At 71.7% G+C, this 18,731-nt stretch carries 13 protein-coding genes; 7 read left to right on the forward strand and 6 right to left on the reverse strand.

Features of this window, described 5'->3' with window-relative positions; genetic code table 11:
• The first annotated feature begins 101 nt into the window (after positions 1-101).
• Positions 102-3,887 carry a M1 family aminopeptidase gene (locus Q7T52_RS05660; RefSeq protein WP_304800242.1) on the forward strand — a complete coding sequence of 1,262 codons (3,786 nt, stop codon included), beginning with the start codon at positions 102-104 and terminating at the stop codon, positions 3,885-3,887.
• 202 nt (positions 3,888-4,089) lie between these two features.
• A complete protein-coding gene (locus tag Q7T52_RS05665) occupies positions 4,090-5,967 on the forward strand; it encodes a DUF6345 domain-containing protein (RefSeq protein ID WP_304800243.1) in 1,878 nt (625 codons plus the stop codon).
• A gap of 135 nt (positions 5,968-6,102) precedes the next feature.
• On the opposite strand, the gene Q7T52_RS05670 is transcribed toward Q7T52_RS05665, so the two are convergent.
• Positions 6,103-6,780, reverse strand: coding sequence for a Crp/Fnr family transcriptional regulator (locus Q7T52_RS05670; RefSeq protein ID WP_304800245.1), 678 nt, complete (start codon positions 6,778-6,780; stop codon positions 6,103-6,105).
• 137 nt (positions 6,781-6,917) lie between these two features.
• Between Q7T52_RS05670 and nth the strand changes: the two genes are divergently transcribed.
• The 4 genes from nth to Q7T52_RS05690 are packed head-to-tail and all read left to right on the forward strand — an operon-like array spanning position 6,918 to position 10,181.
• Positions 6,918-7,676, forward strand: coding sequence for an endonuclease III (nth, locus tag Q7T52_RS05675; RefSeq protein WP_370692299.1), 759 nt, complete (start codon positions 6,918-6,920; stop codon positions 7,674-7,676).
• Positions 7,673-8,263, forward strand: coding sequence for a TlpA disulfide reductase family protein (locus Q7T52_RS05680; protein ID WP_304800249.1), 591 nt, complete (start codon positions 7,673-7,675; stop codon positions 8,261-8,263). Before nth ends, Q7T52_RS05680 begins: the two co-directional genes overlap by 4 nt.
• Entirely contained in the window at positions 8,260-8,988 is a 729-nt protein-coding gene (locus Q7T52_RS05685; protein ID WP_304800251.1) for a CoA pyrophosphatase, read from the forward strand. Before Q7T52_RS05680 ends, Q7T52_RS05685 begins: the two co-directional genes overlap by 4 nt.
• Positions 8,985-10,181 (forward strand): MarP family serine protease, encoded by a 1,197-nt coding sequence (locus tag Q7T52_RS05690; RefSeq protein WP_304800253.1) that lies wholly within the window; start codon positions 8,985-8,987, stop codon positions 10,179-10,181. Before Q7T52_RS05685 ends, Q7T52_RS05690 begins: the two co-directional genes overlap by 4 nt.
• A 111-nt stretch (positions 10,182-10,292) precedes the next feature.
• Here Q7T52_RS05690 and Q7T52_RS05695 read toward each other — a convergent pair whose 3' ends face one another.
• The gene (locus Q7T52_RS05695; RefSeq protein ID WP_304800255.1) at positions 10,293-10,733 is read right to left on the reverse strand and encodes a phage holin family protein; all 441 of its coding nucleotides are present in this window, start codon (positions 10,731-10,733) and stop codon (positions 10,293-10,295) included.
• A 50-nt stretch (positions 10,734-10,783) separates the two neighbouring features.
• On the reverse strand, positions 10,784-12,103 hold the full coding sequence (gene nhaA, locus Q7T52_RS05700) for a Na+/H+ antiporter NhaA (RefSeq protein WP_304800257.1): 1,320 nt from the start codon (positions 12,101-12,103) through the stop codon (positions 10,784-10,786).
• 128 nt (positions 12,104-12,231) lie between these two features.
• Here nhaA and Q7T52_RS05705 point away from each other — a divergent pair, with 128 nt between their 5' ends.
• Positions 12,232-13,329 (forward strand): alpha/beta hydrolase family protein, encoded by a 1,098-nt coding sequence (locus Q7T52_RS05705; protein WP_304800259.1) that lies wholly within the window; start codon positions 12,232-12,234, stop codon positions 13,327-13,329.
• A gap of 35 nt (positions 13,330-13,364) precedes the next feature.
• On the opposite strand, the gene acs is transcribed toward Q7T52_RS05705, so the two are convergent.
• The 3 genes from acs to Q7T52_RS05720 form a co-directional block, all read right to left on the reverse strand.
• Positions 13,365-15,371, reverse strand: coding sequence for an acetate--CoA ligase (gene acs, locus Q7T52_RS05710; protein ID WP_304800261.1), 2,007 nt, complete (start codon positions 15,369-15,371; stop codon positions 13,365-13,367).
• Between the two features lie 149 nt (positions 15,372-15,520).
• On the reverse strand, positions 15,521-16,978 hold the full coding sequence (locus Q7T52_RS05715; RefSeq protein ID WP_304800263.1) for a hypothetical protein: 1,458 nt from the start codon (positions 16,976-16,978) through the stop codon (positions 15,521-15,523).
• Between the two features lie 123 nt (positions 16,979-17,101).
• The gene (locus Q7T52_RS05720; protein ID WP_304800265.1) at positions 17,102-18,730 is read right to left on the reverse strand and encodes a cation acetate symporter; all 1,629 of its coding nucleotides are present in this window, start codon (positions 18,728-18,730) and stop codon (positions 17,102-17,104) included.
• Position 18,731: the final 1 nt, after the last annotated feature.

Here is an 18,731-nt window from a genome sequence, read left to right on the forward strand (position 1 = left end):
CGGTTCTCGGGCCAGCGGGGCGACCTCGGGTCTACGTTCGCGCTTACCCCCCGCCCGTCTCGGACCTGGCTGCGGCGGGACCGAATCGAGAGAGACGTTCGATGACACTGGCACGACGCACGGCCGCCCGGATCGCCGCCCTCAGCCTGGCTGGGGGACTGATCGCCACCCTCCAGCCGGCGCTCCCCGCGTTCGCCGTCGACCCCGTCGCCGGGGCCCTGACGTCGGGGGACCCGCTGTTCCCCAACCAGGGCAACGGCGGCTACGACGTGGCGCACTACGACGTCAAGCTCGCCTGGACGCCGGGCGCGACGCTCGCGCTGTCGACGATCGCGGCGACCGTGACGGTCGACGCGACCACGACCGGCGCGCCCCTGTCGTCCTACGCCCTCGACTTCGAGGGCGCCAACCTCACCGTCTCGGCCGTCACGGTCAACGGCACCGCGGCCGGGTTCACGCGCGTCGACGGCACCGGCACGGAGCCGCCGGCCGCCCACAAGCTGGTCGTCACGCCCGCCACCCCGGTGAGCGGCGCGTTCTCGACGGTCATCACCTATAGCGGCGTGCCGAGCAGCCACCTCGACACCGACGGCTCCGCCGAGGGCTGGAACGCCACGGCTGACGGCGCGACCTTCCTCGCCCAGCCGATCGGCGCGATGGCCGGCCTCCCGGTCAACAACACCCCGAGCGACAAGGCGACCTACCGGTTCGCGCTCGACATCCCCACCACGGTCACCAACACCGCCGGCACCGCCCCGGCCTCCGCCGTCTCCAACGGCGAGCTCCTCTCGCGCACCCCCAACGGGGACGGCACCCGCACCACGTGGGTCTGGAACCAGGCGCAGCAGATGGCGTCCGAGCTGATCCTCATCAGCATCGGCAAGTACGACATGATCGAGTCGACGGTCACCCTGGCCAGCGGCCGGGTCATCCCGGAGTGGTCGTTCATCGACTCGGCCCAGTCGGCAGCCAACAAGACGACGTTCACCACCCGCCGCAGCCAGCTGTCGACGATCATCCAGCGCCTCGAGGCCCTCTACGGCCCCTACCCGGGCAACAGCACCGGCATCGTGATGGACACCGTGCCCAGCGCGATCAACTACGCGCTCGAGACGCAGGACCGCTCCTTCTTCCCGAGCGTCAGCTCCCTCAACGGCAACACGCTCATCCACGAGCTCGCCCACCAGTGGTACGGCGACGCCGTCGCGCCCAAGGTGTGGAACGACATCTGGATCAACGAGGGCATGGCCACCTGGGGCCCGTCCTGGTACACCAGCGTGCTCTCCGCCACGGCCCCCAACCCCACGGCCGTCGAGACGACCTACTTCAACAGCTGGAACAACACCGCCGCGACCAGCGCCAACTGGAACACCGCGCCGTCCGGCATGACCGCGACCAGCCAGCTCTACGGCTACCAGACCTACACGCGCGGTGCTCAGTTCTACGAGGCCCTCCGCACCGCCATCGGCACCCCCGACTTCCTCACCTTCGTCAAGACGTGGGAGAGCCGCTACGGCAACGCCAACGGCGGCGCCGGCGACTTCGAGAACCTCGCCGAGGAGATCTCCGGCCGCGACCTGACGGCCTTCTTCACCGACTGGATCTACGAGACCGGCAAGCCCGTCTGGCCGTTCAAGCACAACCTGGAGATCACCACCCCCGCAGGCCCGGCCCTGCCCGGCAGCACGGTCACCTACACCGTCACGGCCACCAACACCGGCCGGGTCCCGATGACCCCGGTGATCACGGTCGACCTCGCCGACGTCCTCGACGACGCCGACCTGCCGGCCGCCAACCTGCCCGCCGGGACCACCCTCGACGGCACCACGCTGACCTGGACCGTGCCGAGCACGCCGGTCACCGCGGGCAGCAACGTCGCGCAGATCGCGATCCCCGTCGTGGTCGACGCCGACGCCTCGCAGCGCACCCTGGCCGCGACCGCCCGCGCCGCCACCCTCGGCTCGACCTGCACGGCCTGCGCCGCGAGCACCTCGGTCGACATCCAGCAGCTCACGCCCGCTCCGGTGCCCACCATCACCGGTACGCCGAAGGTCGGCGTCGCGCTCACGGCCGTCACCGACGGCTGGCCGGCGGGCACGACCTTCGCCTACCAGTGGCTCAACGCCGGCGAGCCGATCGCCGGAGCCACCGCGTCGACGTACACCCCGGTCGCCGACGACCTCGGTGACTCCCTCTCGGTCCGGGTCACCGGCTCGAAGCCGAGCTACCTCGACACGACGCGGACCAGCGCCGCCGGCGCCCCCGTGGTGATCGGGACCCTGGCCAGCACGCCGACGCCGACCATCGACGGCACCCCGCGGGTGGGCACCGTGCTCACCGCGGTCCCCGGCACCTGGGACCAGGGCGCCACGCTGACCTACCAGTGGCTCGCGGACAACGTCGCGATCGCCGGGGCCACCGGCACCACCTACACGCCGGGAGCCGGCCAGCTCGGCGCCCGGATCACGGTGGCCGTCACCGGCACCAAGCCCGGGTACACCACCGTGACCCGCACCAGCGCGGCCTCCGCCGCCGTGGCCCCCGGCCAGCAGGGCACCACGCCCACCCCCACGATCACCGGCACCCCCAAGGTGGGCGTCCAGCTCACCGGCGCCCCCGGCACGTGGGACCAGGGCACGTCGCTCAGCTACCAGTGGCTTGCCGACGGCACCCCGATCGCGGGCGCCACCGGCCTGACCTACACCCCGGGCACGGGCCAGATCGGCTCCGTCCTGGCCTTCCGCGTGACGGGTGTCCGGTCCGGCTTCACGACGATCGTCCGCACCAGCGACCCGACCGCCCCGGTCACCGCCGGCGACCTCGCCAACGCCCCGACGCCGGTCGTCAGCGGCACTCCGCAGGTGGACGTCGTGCTCACCGGCGCTCCCGGCACCTGGGACGAGGGCACGACGCTGGCCTACCAGTGGCTCGCCGACGGCACCGCCGTCCCGGGCGCCACGGGCCTGACCTTCACCCCGGGCCCGGCGCAGGTGGGCCAGGTGCTGACCTTCGCGGTCACCGGCACCAAGGCCGGCTACGCCACGCAGACCCGCACCAGCGCCCCGACGGCCGCGGTCGCCCCCGGCGTCCTGGCCGCCACGCCGACCCCGACGATCAGCGGGACGCCGCAGGTCGGTGTCTCCCTGCTGGCCTTCTCCGGCGACTGGGACGCGACGACGCTCGCCTACCAGTGGTTCGCCGGCGACGCGCCCGTCGCCACCGGCTCGGTCTTCACCCCGACCGCCGCGGAGCTCGGCTCGGTCATCACCGTCGCCGTCACCGGCACCAAGCCCGGCTACACGACGGTCACCCGGACCAGCGCCGCCACCGCGCCCGTCGCGCCCGGCACCCAGCTCAGCACCCCGACGCCGACGGTCCGGGGCACCACCCGGGTCGGCTCGACCCTGCAGGCCGTCGCCGGCACGTGGGACGAGGGCACGACCCTCGGCTACCGCTGGCTGCGTGACGGCGAGCCCGTCGCCGGAGCGGTCAACGCGTCCTACACGCTGCGCCCGGTCGACCTCGCGTCGCAGCTCAGCGTCGTCGTCACCGGTCGCAAGGCCGGCTACGACAACGCGTCGGCCACCAGCGCCGCCACCGCGCCGGTCGCCCTCGGGACGCAGGTGCTGCGGCCCACGCCGCGGATCACCGGCGTCGCCAAGGTGGGCCGGCTCCTCACGATCGTGCCGGGGGCCCACGACGGCGGCGTCACCCTCGCCTTCGAGTGGTACGCCGGCGGCAATCGGATCGCCGGGGCGAGCGGCAAGACCTTCCGGCCCAGCGCGGCCCAGGTCGGCAAGGTCATCAAGGTGACCGTCGTCGCGACCAAGCCGGGCTTCGCCCAGGTCTCGCGCACGAGCGGGTCGACCGCCAAGGTCGTCCGCTGAGCCGACCCGTCGAGCTGACCCGCTGAGCTGACCGCCGAGCTGACCCGCCGGTCGACCCCCGAGAGGGGGTCGGCCGGCGGATCTGTCTCCCGGGGCGGCGTACGACCGGACCAGACCGACGATCGACGTATCAGGCGTCGCCTCGGTGGCTCCTTCTCCCAACCAGCGGTGAACGCACCGCCCGTCCAGAGAGGGAACCCCGATGTCCACCGTCATCCCCACCCCCACCCGCAGCCGGCGGCGCCTCGCCGCCGGACTCGCGGCGCTCGCCGTCACCGGCAGCACCCTGCTCACCATCGGCACCCCGGACGCCGCGGAGGCGGCCCCGGTCCACACCCCGGCCATGCGCGACCTCGAGATTACCGCGGAGGCGCCCGTCTTCGCCGTGACGCAGACCGGCCTGACGACCGAGGACGCCGCCCGGCTCGCCGAGCGCGCCAAGATCACGCCGCGCGCGCTGGCCGAGGACGGCAGCTTCTCGTTCGTCGACGCCAAGCTCTCCGACCTCGTGCCCAGCAAGGCCGGCAGGAAGGGCCGCGACGAGAGCCGCCGCCCGGTCCAGGCCCGGACCCTCGACCTCCCGGCCCTGCGGGCGACCAAGGTCGTCGACCGCGCCACCGCGCTGCGGCTCGCCAAGGCGCTGCTGCCGGCGCCACAGGGCTTCGACGTCCAGCCCGTCGTCACCAACACCCGCGTGCAGGTCTCGATCCCCCAGCGACGGATCTCGCAGAACATCCCGATCGACACCGTCGTCTCCTACCGCCTCAGCCTCGGCGGCGCCCCCGTCGTCGGCCCCGGCGCCAAGAGCCGGATCAGCATCAACGGCCAGGGCAGGGTCGTCTCCCTCGTCGAGACCCTGCGCCACGTCGAGCAGGCCGGCTACGTCGGCATCATCGGCCCCGAGGCCGCGCAGGAGGAGTGCGTCCGGATGTACGGCGACAAGGTCGCCCAGGGCACGCCCACCCTCGTCTACCACTCGCCGGCGCTCGGTGACGGCTCGGTCAAGCAGCTGCTGCCGTCCTACGCCTGCGCGCCCGGCAACGTCCGCCAGGACGCCGTCTCGGCCGTGACCGGCCGGCTGGTCCCCGCCGCCCCCGAGCACGCGCCGCAGATCGCGGTCGGCGCGGCGCGCGAGGGCGGTCAGGTCGACGGCAAGGTCTCGATCGAGGGCGGCACGGCGCCGTACTCCATCGCCTGGAGCTCGGCGAACGTCCCGCTCCTCGCGTCGGGTGACGAGGTCTCCTACGGACTCCGCACCCGCTCGCGCACGGCCCCCGAGACGCTGTCGGTCCAGGTCACCGACGCCAACGGCGTCTCCTCGGCGGCCTCGGTCCAGCTGGCGGCGGCGACCTCGTCCGGCGAGGCGAGCGGCTACGGCGGTGGCGGCGGCGCGTTCGCCGACGTCGGCATCGAGCAGACCGTCGACGAGTGGCAGTGCGCCCAGGACAGTGCGATCGGCTTCAAGAGCGTCATGCAGGCCAAGGGCCAGAGCGTGAAGTTCGACTTCCGCGGTGCCTCGGCCTGGGAGCAGGACTTCCACAAGAAGCAGACCGGCGGCAAGGACGACAAGTACGTCGACGACGTCGACGCCCAGTGGTACACCGGCCACGGCAGCCCCGGCCGCTTCACCTTCAAGAGCAACGTTCCCGACAGCAGCATCACGCCGGGCGAGGCCCGCTGGGGCGACGACTGGAACCTCGAGTGGCTCCAGCTCGAGTCGTGCCAGGTCCTCAAGGACACCGTCGCCGGCAACTTCGGCGGCTGGGCCCAGGCCTTCGACCGCCTGCACGTCCTCAACGGCTTCACCACCAACGCCTGGTGCATCAACGGCGGCACCGGCCGGCGCTTCGCGGAGTACCTCTTCCCGACGTTCTGGCGCGGGTCGCTCACCGTCGTCTCCGCCTGGGCCCAGATGGCCCGCGACCTCGAGCCCTCGGGCACGACCTACCGCAGCGTCAGCCCCATCGGCACCGGCTTCGTGACCAACCTGGGTGACCGGTTCTGGGGCCAGGGCAGCACCGGTCCGGACATCCCCGCCGCCTCGCGGATCGGGTTCATCCAGATCACCGGGACCGTCTGAGGGTCCGTGGGTCGGTGGCCCGCGGGTCACGAGAAAAGTAACTCACCGTCCGCGCGACTCACCCGCCCGAATGCGGGCGGGGAAGCACGCCGGACGGTGAGTTACTTTTCCGGGTCGGCCACGCAGGGGCCTACGTCAGCGGGCGCGACGGGCCAGGCGCTCGACGTCCATGATGACCACCGAGCGGGGCTCGAGGCGTAGCCAGCCGCGCGAGGCGAAGTCGGCGAGGGCCTTGTTGACCGTCTCGCGGGAGGCGCCGACCAGCTGGGCGAGCTCCTCCTGCGTGAGGTCGTGGTGGACGTGGACGCCGTCGTCGGCGGTACGGCCGAAGCGGTCGGCGAGGTCGAGCAGCGCCTTGGCCACGCGGCCGGGGACGTCGGAGAACACGAGGTCGGCGACGACGTCGTTGGCCTTGCGGAGCCGGCCGGCGAGCTGGGAGAGCAGGCCACGGGCGACGACCGGGCGGCCCTCGAGCCAGCGCAGCAGGTCCTCGTGGGACAGCGAGGCGAACTCGGCGTCGGTCACGGCGGTGACGGTGGCCGAGCGGGGACCGGGGTCGAAGAGCGAGAGCTCGCCGAACATCGAGCCCGGGCCGAGGATCGCGAGGAGGTTCTCGCGGCCGTCGGCGGAGGTGCGGCCGAGCTTCACCTTGCCCTCGAGCACGATGTAGAGCTTGTCGCCCGAGTCGCCCTCGTGGAACAGCACGTCGCCGCGTCGCAGCCGGGTCTCGCTCATCGAGGACCGCAGGGCAAGGGCGGCCTCGTCGTCGAGGGCGCTGAACAGCGGGGCCTGACGCAACACGTCGGTGTCCACGGGTCCTCCTGGAGGGGTAAGAGCGAGCGCGCAACGCCCGTGACCCGAATCCTAGAGGGTGCGCGACCTCACAGAGAAAGCGAACCACCCAGTTGTCGCCGGTTGTCAGGAGTCCAGCCCGCTCCCGGGCCGCGGCGATGTCGGTGGCGGACCGTAGGCTGGCGCTCGTGCCGACCCCCGCGCCGACTGCTGCGACGCCCGTGCCTCCGTCGACGTCGTTGGTACGCCGTGCCCGCAAGATCGACCGGATCCTGGCCGAGACCTACCCCGACGCCCGCTGCGAGCTCGACTTCGACAACGCCTTCGAGCTGCTGGTGGTCACCGTGCTGAGCGCCCAGACCACCGACCGTCGCGTCAACGCGGTGCGCCCGACCCTCTTCGCGGCCTACCCCGACCCCGCGACGATGGCCGCGGCCGACCGCGAGGCCCTCGAGACGATCATCGGCCCGCTGGGCTTCTTCCGCGCCAAGACCGAGGCGCTGCTCAAGCTGAGCGCCGCGCTGGTCGAGCGCTTCGACGGCCAGGTGCCCGGTCGCCTCGACGACCTGGTCTCGCTGCCGGGCGTGGGCCGCAAGACCGCCAACGTCGTGCTCGGCAACGCCTTCGACGTCCCCGGCATCACCGTCGACACCCACTTCGGCCGGCTGGTGCGCCGCTTCGACTGGACCGACGAGACCGACCCGGTCAAGGCCGAGCACGCGGTCGGCGCGCTGTTCCCCAAGCGCGACTGGACGATGCTCAGCCACCACGTCATCTGGCACGGCCGTCGGTGCTGCCACGCCAAGAAGCCGGCCTGCGGTGCGTGCCCGGTCGCCGGGCTGTGCCCGGCCTTCGGCGAGGGCCCGACCGACCCCGAGGCCGCCGCCAAGCTGCTCAAGACGCAGGGTCCGGCGTGAGGAAGGTGCTGGCCGCGCTCGCGGTCGCGGTCGTGCTGCTGGCCGGGTGCGACGACCCCCCGTCCGCGACCCGCAAGAGCGACGTCGAGGTCGACACCCCCGCGCTGCGGGAGCAGAAGGCCGCGGCCGGCATCGATGACTGCATCCCCGGCGACGGCGACGGAAAGCTGCCGGCCCTGACCCTCCCGTGCCTCGGCGGCGGCCCCGACGTCGACCTGTCGTCGCTCCGGGGTCCGATGCTCATCAACCTCTGGTACTCCGGGTGCGGCCCCTGCCGCGCCGAGATGCCGATCCTCCAGCAGGTCCACGAGCAGTACGTCGACCGCGTCGACGTCGTCGGGCTCGACATCGAGACCTACCCCGAGGCCGCCATCTCGTTCGCCGACATGATCGGGGCGACCTACCCCCAGATCGCCGACCCCGGCGGCGAGATCTTCGACGACGCCGACCTCGGTCTGCGCGCGGCCTACCCGCAGACGATGTTCGTCGACGCCGACGGCGCGGTCGCCTTCATCCAGGTCGGCGAGATCGACTCGATCGACGAGGCCCGCGACCTGCTCTCGACCCACCTCGGGGTCGAGCCGTGACCTGGGAGGAGCACCCTGGCCTGCCCGACTGGCTGCGCCCGGTCGAGGCGGCGGCGCGCTCGATCACGGTCCACGACCTGACCCGTTTCATGGTGCCCGACGACGCCGACGACGTACGCCGCTCCGCCGTCCTGATGCTGTTCGGCGAGGGGCCGTCGGGTCCCGACCTGCTCCTGACCGAGCGCGCCCACCACATGCGCTCCCACCCGGGGCAGGTGTCGTTCCCCGGCGGGAGCGTCGACCCGGGCGAGACCCCGCAGCAGACCGCGCTGCGCGAGGCCGAGGAGGAGACCGGGCTCGACCCGGCCGGCGTGGAGGTCTTTGCCGAGCTGCCCGAGCTGTGGCTGCCGCCGAGCAACTTCGCCGTCGTACCCGTCCTCGCGTGGTGGCGCGACCCCAGCCCCGTCTCGGTCCGCTCGCCCGACGAGGTCCACGCGGTGTGGCAGGTCCCGATCAGCGAGCTGCGCGACCCCGCCCACCGGATCACCGTGACGGGCCCGCGCGGCTGGCGGTCGCCGGGCTTCCTGATCGGTGACGACCACGACGTGATCCTGTGGGGCTTCACCGGCGGGATCGTCGCCCGCTTGTTCGAGTTCCTCGGGTGGATCGATGACCTCCCTGACGCACCCGAGCGCGAGCTCCCGGCCTACATGCTCGGCGGCCGGCCTCCGGCCAACGTCGACGTCCTGCCCAACACCGACTTCGAGGAGCGTCGCCGGGGATGAACCTGCTCGACTGGCTCCTGGTCCTCCTCGTGCTCGCCTATGCCCTGTCCGGCTACTGGCAGGGCTTCGTCACCGGCGCCTTCGCCACGACCGGCCTGCTCCTCGGCGGCCTGATCGGCATCTACGTCGCGCCGCTGATCCTCGGCGACCGCGAGCCGTCGCTGACGGTGTCGCTCGGGGCGCTGTTCATCGTCATCGTGAGCGCGTCGCTCGGGCAGGCGCTGATGCAGTTCCTCGGCGCCAAGATCCGCGACAAGATCACCTGGCAGCCGGCCCGGGCCGTCGACGCCATCGGCGGGGCACTCCTTAGCGCGGTCGCCGTGCTGCTGGTCGCGTGGGCCCTCGGGGTCGCGGTGACCGGGTCGCGGATCGGCTCGCTGACCGTGATGGTCCGCGAGTCGGCGGTGCTCCGCACGGTCAACAGCGCCCTGCCGTCGTCGGCACCCAACGCGCTGCAGGCGTTCAACGACGCCGTCGGGACGTCGTTCCCGCGCTACCTCCAGCCGTTCGCCGACGAGGAGATCCGTGAGGTCAGCCCCGGCGCCCAGCGCCTGCTGCGCGACCCCGACATCGACGACGCCGAGGACAGCGTCCTCAAGATCCGCGGCAACAACGACTGCGGCCGCGGGGTCGAGGGCAGCGGCTTCCTCTACGCCGACGGCCGCCTGATGACCAACGCCCACGTCGTCGCCGGCGTCGACGACCCCGACGTGATCATCGACGACCAGCCCGTCGACGCCACCGTCGTCTACTACAACCCCGACCTCGACATCGCCGTCCTGAGCTTCGACGACGGCGACCTCCCGACCCTGCCGTTCGTCGACAGCTCTGCTGAGGAGGACAAGTTCGTCGTCGGCGCCAAGGACGGCGTCGCCATCCTCGGCTACCCCGAGGACGGGCCCTACGACGTCCAGCGCGGCCGGGTCCGCGAGGAGCGCCGCCTCGAGTCGCCCGACATCTACGGCGACGGCAGCGTCATCCGCGAGGTCTACTCGCTCCGCGGCCTGATCCGTCCTGGCAACTCCGGCGGCCCGATCGTCACCACCCAGGGCCACGTCGCCGGCGTCGTCTTCGCCGCGTCGGTCACCGACGACGAGACCGGCTACGCCCTCACCTGGTCGCAGGTCGCCGACGCCGCCGCCGACGGCCGCACCGCCACCGGCGAGGTCTCCACCGGCGACTGCGCCGGCTGACGCCGAGTCGGCGCAGAGTGCGAGTCGGACGAGCGCGAGTCGGCGCAGAGACTCAGCCCCAGCGCCGACTCGCGCTGATCTCACTTCACATCTGCGCCGACTCGGCGAAGGCTAGCTCTTGCCCTTGAGAGCCTTGGGGATCTCGCGACCCTGCTCGATGGCCTTCTCGGGCGGGCCGACCTGCTTGACCTTCTTGATGCCGACGAAGGCGAGGAGGCCGGCGACGAGCAGGTAGACGAAGGTGACGATGAGGAACGCCCAGTGCAGGGCGAGGCCGTCACCGTTCCAGTGGATCAGGTAGGCGAAGGCGACCGACAGCATGATGATGGCCAGCACCGCGACGAACCCGGCGGCGGCGAAGAGCGCGATCCCGGTGACACCGAACTTGATGCTCACCTTGAGCTCGGACTTGGCGAGCTGGATCTCCTTGCTGATGAGCGAGGAGATGTCGCGGCTGGCGTCGGTGACCAGCTTGCCGATGGTGGGCTCGTCGGCGGCAGGCACCGCGACGGCGGGCGGGGTGGCCTGGCGGGTGGCCGGCTGGTGGGCCATGCGGTCGTCCTCGGTTCGATAGCGGGAGCGTCGGTGCAACGGTCCAGACCCTACTGGTAGACGTCCGGAACCCCGTCGTGGTCGTCGTTGATCGTCTCGGCCTCGCGGAGCCGTCGGTACACCCGGTTGCGCGTCCTCAGCACGACGGCGGCCAGGCCCGCGGCGAGGAGAGAGCCGACCAGGACGCCGACCTTGACGTGCTCGTCGGCGGCCGACCCCGGACCGAAGGCGAGCTCGCCGATGAGCAGCGACACGGTGAACCCGACGCCGGCCAGCATCGACATCCCGACCACGTCGACCCAGGACAGGTCGTCGTCGAGGTCGGCGCGGGTGAAGCGGGCGAGGAGCCAGGTCGAGCCGGCGATGCCGACGGGCTTGCCGACGACGAGGCCGAGGACGACGCCGAGCGCGACCGGGTCGGTGATCGACTCGCCCAGCCCGGAGAGGCCGCCGACGGTGACGCCGGCGGCGAAGAACGCGAAGACGGGTACGGCGAAGCCCGCCGACACGGGACGGACCAGGTGCTCGAGGTGCTCGGCCAGCCCCGGCCCGGCGTCGGGACCGCCGGCGGCCTCGCTGCGCAGGACCGGCACCGTGAACCCGAGGACGACCCCGGCGACGGTCGCGTGGACCCCCGACTCGTGCATCAGCACCCAGGCGACGACCGCGAGCGGCACCAGCAGGTACGGCGTCCGGATCCGGCGCTGGACCAGGAGGCCGAAGGCCGCGATCGGCACGAGTGCCAGCGCGAGGAACGCCAGGTCGAGCGAGTCGGTGTAGAAGATCGCGATCACGGTGATCGCGAGCAGGTCGTCGACGACCGCGAGCGTCAGCAGGAAGGTGCGCAGTCCTGACGGCAGGTGGGTGCTGATGACGGCCAGGATCGCGACCGCGAAGGCGATGTCGGTGGCGGTCGGGATCGCCCAGCCCTGGAGGTCGCCGTCGGCGCTGGCGTTCCAGGCGACGTAGGCGAGTGCCGGGACCACCATCCCGCCCACCGCGGCCGCCACGGGGAGCGCGGCGCGACGCGGGTCGCGCAGGTCGCCGGCGACGAACTCCCGCTTGAGCTCGAGCCCGGCCACGAAGAAGAAGATCGCCAGGAGCCCGTCGGCCGCCCACGTGGCCAGGCCCAGGTCGAGGTGCAGCCCGAGAAGGCCGTCGGTGCCGAGGCGCAGGTCGCGCAGGTCGGCGTACGACGACGACCACGGGCTGTTGGCCCAGACCAGCGCCGCGACCGCGCCCACGATGAGCAGGACCCCGCCCGTGGTCTCGGCGCGCAGGACGTCCGCGACGCGGGAGGCCTCCGGCCACGAGCCGCGCTGGAAGAGACGGGTGGGCGATCGGGGCGAGGGGGATGACGGGGCTGGCACGGGGCTCCTAGCGGGGTCGACGACAGACTGCCGACCAGACTTCCCGGCGCACCGGCACCCACCCTATCGGCGGACTGGACCGGACACCCCCGGGCGTAACCGTTCGGCCGGACCGGCGTTGGGTCGACGTGACCCCCTTCACACGCACCGGTGCGGCCCTCCTCGCGATCCTGCTCCTGGCCCTCTGTCCCGGTCAGTCGTCGTCGGCGGGCGCCGCCACCGACGAGGGCGCGGTGACGGTCGTGACGAGCGACCCGCTGCGCCACCCGGCGGCCGCGTTGGCGTCGTACGCGCAGCTGATGGCTCTGCCGTCGGCCGACTCGGGCAAGGTCCCGGTCAGCCGGGCGCCGCGCGAGACCGGCGCCGACCCGTGCCCGCGCGACCGGTGCGTCGACCTGCGCGTCCCCGTCCCGGCGGGGGTCAAGGTCTCCGACAACCGGGTGCGCGTCCTGCTGCCCGCCGGCTACACCGCACCGCGCAACGCGAAGCGCCGCTACCCGGTGGTCTTCCTGCTCAACGGCGCCAAGAGCCGCTACGACGGCTGGACCGTCAAGTCGGAGATCATCGAGATCTCGCAGCGCTGGCAGGCGATCCTGGTCATGCCCGCCGGCGGCTCGGGCGACGAGGCGGGCATGTTCTCGGACTGGTACGACGGGTCGTTCGACTGGGAGACCTTCCACACCAAGGTCGTGGTCCCGTGGGTCGACCGCACCTTCCGCACCGTCAAGGGCGCACGCGGCATCGCCGGGGCCTCGATGGGTGCCATCGGGGCGATCAACTACGCGGCCCACAACCCGCGCATGTTCAAGGCCGTGCTCAGCATCTCCGGCGCCGTCGACACGACCGCCCTGGCGACGGGCGCCGTCGCGCCCGACGTGCTCGGGCCGCTGCTGTCGTTCCCCGGCCCCGACCTGCGCCGCGTGTGGGGCGACCCGGTGCGCGACCGGGCCAGCTGGAACCGGCACAACCCCGCCCGGCAGGTCGGCCGGCTCCAGGGGGTCGAGCTCCTGATCACCTCGGGCACGGGCTTCTCGGGCGGCTCCGGCGTCTACAGCGGCACGTTCGAGCGCAACCTGTGGAACACGCACTGCACGTTCCTGCTCCAGCTCACCGCCGCTGGCATCCCCTACCGGGCCCGGGTGACGCAGGGCGGCATCCACAACTGGCAGTACTTCAACAAGCCGTTGCGCTGGGCGGCACCGAAGCTCCTCGCTGCGCTCCGCTGACCGAGCGCGGCCGCCCATCCTCGACCACCGTGGGGTCAGTCCTCGGCCTTGCCCGAGTCGAGGCCCTTCGAGATCAGGTCCATGACGGAGGAGTCGGCGAGGGTGGTGACGTCGCCGACCTCGCGGTGCTCGGCGACGTCGCGGAGCAGGCGGCGCATGATCTTGCCGGAGCGGGTCTTGGGGAGCTCGGCGACGACCATGATCTGGCGCGGGGTCGCGATCGGGCCGATCTCCTTGCGCACGTGCTTGCGCAGCTCGGACACGATGTCGTCACCACCGTCGCCCGCGCTGTCGCGCAGGATGACGAAGGCGCAGACGGCCTGGCCGGTGTCCTCGTCCTTGGCGCCGACGACCGCGGCCTCGGCGACCTTGGGGTGCGAGACGAGGGCCGACTCGATCTCGGTGGTGGAGAGGCGGTGGCCCGAGACGTTCATGACGTCGTCGACGCGGCCGAGGAGCCAGACGTCCCCGTCGCCGTCCTTCTTGGCGCCGTCACCGGCGAAGTAGTAGCCCTGGCTGGCGAAACGCGACCAGTAGGTGTCCCTGTAGCGCTCGTCGTCACCCCAGATGGTGCGCAGCATCGACGGCCACGGGCCCTTGACGACGAGGTAGCCGCCGGAGCCGTTGGGGACCGACTCGCCGTTCTCGTCGACGACGTCGGCGGCGATGCCGGGCAGGGCCTTCATCGCCGAGCCGGGCTTGCCCGCGGTGACCCCGGGCAGCGGGCTGATCATCATCGCGCCGGTCTCGGTCTGCCACCAGGTGTCGACGATGGGGCAGCGCTCGCCGCCGATGACCTCGCGGTACCACATGTATGCCTCGGGGTTGATCGACTCACCCACCGACCCGAGCAGGCGGAGCGAGGACAGGTCGCGCTCGTCGGGGATCTCGCGGCCCTGCTTCATGAAGGAGCGGATGGCCGTCGGCGCCGTGTAGAACTGCGTGACGCCGTACTCCTCGATGATGCCCCACCACCGGCCGCGCTCGGGGCTGTCGGGGGTGCCCTCGTAGAGCACCTCCGTCGCGCCGTAGGCCAGCGGTCCGTAGACGATGAAGGAGAGCCCGGTGACCCAGCCGATGTCGGCGGTGCACCAGTAGACGTCGGTCTCGGGCTTGAGGTCGAAGACCGCCCAGTGGGTGTAGGACGTCCCGGTGAGGTAGCCGCCGGTGGTGTGCAGGATGCCCTTGGGCTTGCCGGTGGTGCCCGAGGTGTACATGACGTAGAGCGGGTGCTCGGAGTCGAACGCCTCGGGGGTGTGCTCGGTCGAGGCCTTCTCGACGGCGTCGTGCCACCAGACGTCGACGTCGTCGTCCCACGCGACCTCCTGGCCGGTGCGCTTGACGACCAGCACCTTGGTGACGGTGTGGCCGAGGCCCTCGGCCTTGGTGCGTGCCTCGTCGACGGCCGGCTTGAGCGCCGACGCCGAGCCGCGGCGGTAGCCGCCGTCGGAGGTGATGACCACCTTGGCCTGGCAGTCCTCGAGGCGGGAGGCGAGCGCGTCGGAGGAGAAGCCGCCGAACACCACCGTGTGCGGGGCACCGATGCGGGCGCACGCCAGCATCGCGACGACGGCCTCGGGGATCATCGGCATGTAGATCGCGACCCGGTCGCCGGTCTCGACGCCGAGGTCGGCCAGGGCGTTGGCCGCCTGGGACACGAGGTCCTTGAGCTCGGCGTAGGTGATGGTGCGCTTGTCGTCGACCGGCTCGCCGACGAAGTGGAACGCGACCTTGTCGCCGCGGCCGGCCTCGACGTGGCGGTCGACGCAGTTGTAGGACGCGTTGAGCTTGCCGCCGACGAACCACTTGGCGAAGGGCGGGTCGTCCCAGTCGAGGACGCGGTCCCACTTCTCCGACCACGACAGCCGCTCGGCCTGCTCGGCCCAGAAGGCCTCGACGTCGGACTCGGCGCGCTCGTAGGCCTCCGCCTTGAGGTTGGCCTCGGCGGCCAGCTCGGCGGGGGGCTCGAAGGTGCGGTCCTCCTGGAGCAGGTTGGACAGTCCTGCCTCGGGGGTGGACTCGGCCGGGTCGTGGTCGCTCACGGGGTCTCCTGGGGTGTCGACGAGCAGGTGCTGCTCGTCACACTAGGGCGCCCCGGGTTGCCGTGACGTTGCCCCTCGCACGCGGCTCGGCCAGCGGTCGGCCGGGCTGGACGAGCGGTACGGCGAGCGGTCGACAGCCGTCGTCCGGCTCAGATCGGGATGTTGTGACCGTGGGGGTAGGCCGGCGGCGGGGGCGGCGTGTAGGGCGCCTGCCAGCCGAGGTCGGCCCCCTGGATGTCCTGGTAGTTCTTGCCGAGGGCGTCCTTGGCCCACTGGTCGGAGTCGCGGACGTAGCCGGCGGCCTCGGCGAGGTGCTCGCCGGCCCGGACCACCTCGGCCGCCGTGTCGTTCATCAGGGGGAAGATCGCGCGGTAGAGGCCCTGCCAGGCGTAGTAGGGCCCGTAGGCGCCGGAGCCGATGGCCCCGGCCGGCACCGACGCGTAGGGCCGGAACCACGTGGTCTGGTCGTCGGCGGCCTCCGCGTTGTCGACGGAGTCGAGGAACGCCCGGGCGATCAGCGGCATCGACGTGTAGCCGATGGTCTCGAGCACGGGGTACTTCATGTCGATGATGTCGTCGGTGCCGCCGAACTCGGGAGCCAGGCCGGCCGCGGCGTGGATGTGGAAGTTGCCGCGGTTGGTGGTGTCGGCGACGGCCGCCAGCATCGTGTCGAGCATGGTCTCGTGGCCGACCTCCTGCTCGTTGATCGACGTCTCGAGGACCGTGAAGGCCTTCTTCAGGTCGGAGAACACCGTGTCGGGGTGCGAGCCCGTGTAGGCCTCGTTCTTGGGCTCCGCCGTCTTGGGGAGGGCGTCGATCGCGGCGCCCAGGAACCCACCGGTGGCCGAGACGGCCGCGAGGATCGGGGCGAGCCCGGGAACGCCGGCCGTGAACGCGCTGAGCACGCCGATGCCGGCCGTGGCCACCGAGATGACCGCCTTCCAGTCGGTGTCGTTGTTCTGCCGGGTCTGGGTGAACCCGGCGACCCCCGCCTCGAGGATGGTCGCCACGTCGGTGCGGGTCTTGGTCCAGATCTCCTTCTGCCCGGCGACGGCCAGGCCGAGCGAGGCCATGACCTCACAGTGCCCGTCGAGGACCAGCTCGAGCTTCTCCGGGCCGTAGCAGCGGTAGAACTGCTCGACCGTCTGGCCGGCGTTCTGCGCCAGCCGCTGGCGGATGAAGCCGATCTCGGTGAGGTCGGGGTTGCCGAGCTGCGAGTCGTCGCTGCCGGTCCCGGCGGCGACCTTCTTGATGGCCGCGCCCATCGAGCCGATCATCCCGTCGTACTTCGTCGGGTCGTCGAGGTGGTCCCACCCCGCGACGAGCTCGTCGATCTGGCCGTCCCACTTGCTCTTGACCCCGTTGAACTCGTCGAGGGCCGCCTGGGCCAGTCCGGTGTCGTTGTCGTTGCTGGCGCCGCCGTTGTAGCTGGAGCCGGAGGCCTGTCCGTCGAGGGTGACCGACTGGGAGGCGTACGACTCGCCGTAGTTCTGCGACTTGGTGAACTTGTCGCCCTCGAAGTCCCACTCGTTGCAGGTCATCTCGGCGATGAGGGCTTCCCTCTTCGCGTCGGTGATCAGGGTGGGGAGCTGGCTGTAGTCGGCCATGAGGAGGTCCTTGTCCGCAGGGGTGGTCGATCCCTGTGCTCGTGCCCCCGTCGGTCACGACCCAAACGGGCCGGCCCCGCTCTCGGTCGAGAGCGGGGCCGGCCGGTACGTCGGGCGCGAGGGTCAGTGCACGGTGGCCTTCTCGGCACCGGCGCCGGTGAGGGCGCGCACCTCGAGCTCGGTGTAGCGCTCCTCCGTGGCCGGTTCCTTCGACGTCACGGTGCCGAGCCAGCCGAGGAAGAAGCCCAGCGGGATCGAGACGATGCCGGGGTTCTCGAGGGGGAACCAGGAGATGTCGATGCTGGTCGGCAGCAGCGACTGGTTGACCCCCTTGATCTCGCCCTTGCCGGAGACGACCGGGCTGAAGATCACCAGGCCGATGCAGGAGGTGAGGCCGCCGTAGATGCTCCAGAGCGCGCCGCGGGTGTTGAAGCGCCGCCAGAACAGGTTGTAGACGAGCGCCGGCAGGTTGGCCGACGCGGCCGCGGCGAACGCCAGCGCCACCAGGAACGCGATGTTGAGGTTGCGGGCCGGGATGGCCAGGGCGATGGCCACGACGCCGATGCCGGCGGCGGCGAACCGCGTCATCCGGATCTCCTCCTGCTCCGTCGCCTTCCCCTTGCGGATCACGCTGTTGTAGATGTCGTGCGCGACCGAGGTCGACGACGTCAGCACGAGGCCGGCGACCACGGCGAGGATCGTCGCGAACGCGACCGCCGAGATGAGCGCGATCATGACCGCGCCACCCGTGGAGCCGGCGCCTCCGCCGACCTCCTCGGCGAGCAGCGGCGAGGCCAGGTTGCCCTTGCTGATGGCGACCGTGCTGTCCGGGCCGGTGTCGAGCAGGGCCGCGGCACCGAAGCCGAGGACCAGCGTGAAGAGGTAGAAGACACCGATGATGCCGATCGCCCACAGCACCGACTTCCGCGCGTCACGCGCGGTCGGGACCGTGTAGAAGCGGACCAGGATGTGGGGGAGGCCGGCCGTGCCGAGCACCAGGGCCAGGCCGAGGGAGACGAAGTCGATCTTGGTCGTCTCGCTGATGCCGTACTTGATGCCCGGGTCGAGGAAGCCCTCCTTGCCCGACTGCTGCGCGGCAGCGCCGAGCAGCTCGCTGAGGTTGAAGTCGAACTTCGCCAGCACCAGGAACACGATCAGCGCGGAGCCCGCCATCAGCAGGACGGCCTTCACGATCTGGACCCAGGTCGTGCCCTTCATGCCGCCGACGGTGACGTAGAAGATCATCAGCGCACCGACCCCGGCGATGACGGCGCTGATCGCGAGGGTGTTGGTGGTCTCGATGTCGAGGAGCAGCGCGACGAGCGTGCCGGCGCCGACCATCTGGGCGAGCAGGTAGAAGATCGAGACGACCACGGTCGACCCGGCGGCCGCGGTGCGGACCGGTCGCTGCTTCATCCGGTAGGCCAGCTGGTCGGCCATCGTGAACTTGCCCGAGTTGCGCAGCATCTCGGCGACGAGGAGCAGCGCGACGAGCCAGGCGACGAGGAAGCCGATCGAGTAGAGGAAGCCGTCGTAGCCGGTGAGCGCGATGGCGCCCGAGATGCCGAGGAACGACGCGGCCGACATGTAGTCGCCGCCGATCGCCAGGCCGTTCTGGATCGGCGAGAACGACCGGCCGCCGGCGTAGAAGTCGCTGGTGCCGGACGTCGTACGGCTGGCGCGCAGCGTGATGTAGACCGTCAGGGCGACGACGGCGAGGAACAGCCCGATGGTGAGGACCTTGTCGTCCATG

It is taken from the genome of Nocardioides sp. (genome assembly GCF_030655615.1).
GTDB lineage: Bacteria > Actinomycetota > Actinomycetes > Propionibacteriales > Nocardioidaceae > Nocardioides.